This is a genomic window from Frankia sp. CeRuru1 (assembly GCF_977966315.1).
The window spans coordinates 1-2,938 of sequence record NZ_CDWWEW010000507.1; the positions used below are offsets into that span (position 1 = coordinate 1).

Consider the following 2,938-nt stretch of genomic DNA (forward strand, 5'->3'; position numbering starts at 1 on the left):
GCCCCGGCCCCGGCCGAGCATGATGCAGCGGACCGCGTCGCGGCTGTGCTCCACTCGGCAGGACGGCGTCGAGCAGCCCTGCCACGCACAACGCGGCGAATGGGAGCATCGCGGTGATGTAGGGGTTGGGCAGGTAGCCGTTGCGGAAAACGAAGGCGAACTGCAGCAGCAGCAGTCCGGCGACGACCCGCAGCCGCCGCAGGGCGAGCAGGGGAACCGCGGCCGCAATACCGGCGAGGACCAGGTAGGGATCGAGATCGAGCCAGGACCGCACGACATGGTAGGTGTCACTGCCGGTGTCAAGCACGCTGCCGCTCGGGGCCCGGTCGAACAGCTGCCATCTGATCGCCCATTCCAGCGAGACGTGGCCGGGCCCCTCGAACAGCTCGTTCTTCGCGGCCGCATACAGGATGTAGATGCCGCACACGCCGATCAGGCAGCCCATGAAGTTGCGCCGCACGAATCGCCAGTTACGAGGATCACGATTCTGCCGGAGCAGTACGTACAACCCCGGGAGGAAGATCAGGACGGTTTCTTTCGACCAGAACGCGAAGGCCATGAAGATCCCGGCGAACGCCGCCGCCGCGACACTGCGGCGCGGCGACGCCGCGCACACCAGGGCGGCAAGCAGCCACATCACGGCGATGTTGTCGAGGAACGCCATCCGCTGATACCACAGGGCGAGCGGTGAAAGCGAGAAGACGAGCAGGGCCAGGCCGGCGAAGAACCGTCGTAGGCCGAGGAGCCGGCCGAACCGGTACAGTAGCACGCAGCTCACCAGATGCACGCCGAACATGAGCTCGCGGGCGGCGGTGACCGCCGTCGGCGCCCGGTTGAAACCATCAGTGATCTTCGTGTAGATGGCAATCAACAGCCATCCGCCGAACGGATGGTCGTACCAGTACGTGTAATGCGCGATCCGGTTCCAGTACTGCATCGAATACGCCTGGGCAGCATACGTGCCCTCGTCGTCGGTGACGCGGCCCGGCCAGCCGTCGAAGTTATAACCGTGCAGCACCGCCACCACCGTCAGGAGCACGGCGAGCAGGAGCAGGCTGCGGCGGCGGGCGCCGGCCCAGCCGACCAGTCGGCCGGCGAGCTCCCCGGCCCGGGCGGCGATCCAGGTCACGGCGGTCTGCGGGCCGAGCAGTCGGGGGTACGGGTTCGCGGCGTCGGGTGCGGTCACGACGCCACCTCCAGCTCGAAGCGGCCGGAGGCGGTGCTGTGGTGGGCCCCGGAGTGGGAGGTCTTCTCCCACTCGACCCGGCCACGCAGCAACCGGGCCGTGGCGCGCACCGCGGCGGCGGAAAGCGCGAGCTGGTACAGCGGGGCGCAGAGCACGAGCCGCACGCTGTCCCAGCGACGCAGATCGAGCCCGTACGCCTCGGCGAACTCGCGGAACGCCGCCTGTTCGGAGAAGACCGTCATGACGGTCGCACCGAACGGAAGCCAGAAGACGATGACCAGACCGGTCGGCGCCGCCAGGAACAACGTAAGGACCAGCGACACCGGCAGCAGGACGCCGGCGAGTGCCTGGAAGAACGGCATCGTGAGCATCTCCACCGCCATGATGCGCTGGCGTGCTCCCGGAAGCGCCCGCCAGTCCCCCTTGAAGAGGACCTGCATGAACCCCATCATCCAGCGGGTGCGCTGGACGACGAGTTTCGTGAGGCTTTCCGGGGTCTCCTCCCGGGTCGTCAGATCGGGGTGGTAGAAGACCGCGGTCGGGATTCCGGCGACCGAGGCCCGCACCCCGAGGTCACAGTCCTCGGTGAGGCAGGAGACGTCCCACCCACCGAGCCTTTCCAGAACCGTTCGCCGAATGAACACCGTATTGCCGCCAAGTGGGATGAAACGCGCGCGCGCCTGGAAACGCAGCCGCGACATGAACCAGATGTAGTACTCGAGGCAGTTGCGGGCCCGCCACCAGGAGGTGCCCGTGTCCAACCAGTGGAGGAACGCCCGCATCGGCGAGTGGTCCGCGGCGCGCCGCCACGCCGTGGCACGCGCGTTCATGAGCTGCACGCCGCCCTGGAAGATGCCGACGTCGGCGTGGCGCAGGGCCAGCGTGTTCACGTAACGCAGGAGTCCCCCGGCGATCAGGGACTCCGCGTCGACGACGCCGACCAGGTCTCCGGTACAGTGCCGGCGGGCGTCCTCCAGGGACAGGGGTTTACTACGCCGGCTGCCTTCGGGCGCGACGACCCGCACGTTGGAATGCCGGCCGGCGATCTCCTCGGCGACCCGCCGGGTCTCCTGGTCGACCTCGTCATGGGACACCATCACGACTAGTTCCACCAGGTCGTGGGGGTAGTCGCCGGCAAGGATCTGGGTCAGGGTCCGCCCGAGCACCGGCTCGTCGCGGGCGGGGACGATGAGCGAGAAGCGGTTGCGGGGCGCGAGGTTGCCGGTCAGGTCCACGTGATGCACCCGCTCGGGGCGCTGCCAGCTGTACTGGCCGCGCACGAGAGTCAGGCTGGCGACCAGCAGCATCAGCAGCGAGACGATCGTCCATGTGGCGAGCAGCACGACGTGGTGATGCTCGGCCGCACGCACCCCCAGCGTCACCGCGAGGGGCACGCTGACCAGCGCCCACACCCAGCGGCGCCGGCGGCTGGCGCCGGGGGTCGACCCGCGGGCCCGCGCCCGGAACCGACGGGACAGGACCAGGCCGCCGGTCACCGCCGCCACCGCGCCCAGCACCACGGCGAACGGCTGGCCCAGGCGCGGACCGCCGTACGAGACCAGCCTGATGTCCGGCGAACCGGCGAACATGTAGACGTACCAGCCGCCCGACTCGCACGCGAGCCGGGCGAGCCACGGGATCCGCCGGCCCCGGCCACCCCGGCCGAACATCCGAGGCAGGACGATCGCGAGTGCTCCGGGCAGGAGGTAGGACGTGCTCCCGCCGAGACCGGCCAGCTCGGACAGCACGAGG

At 69.4% G+C, this 2,938-nt stretch carries 2 protein-coding genes; both read right to left on the bottom strand.

The features are described from left to right. A partial coding sequence (locus AC08OP_RS23535; protein WP_476616166.1) for an ArnT family glycosyltransferase occupies window positions 1–1,186 on the bottom strand: 1,186 nt, incomplete at its 3' end. Then, window positions 1,183–2,938 (bottom strand): glycosyltransferase family 2 protein (locus AC08OP_RS23540; protein WP_476616167.1); only part of this gene is annotated, 1,756 nt, incomplete at its 5' end. The genes AC08OP_RS23535 and AC08OP_RS23540, both read right to left, overlap by 4 nt.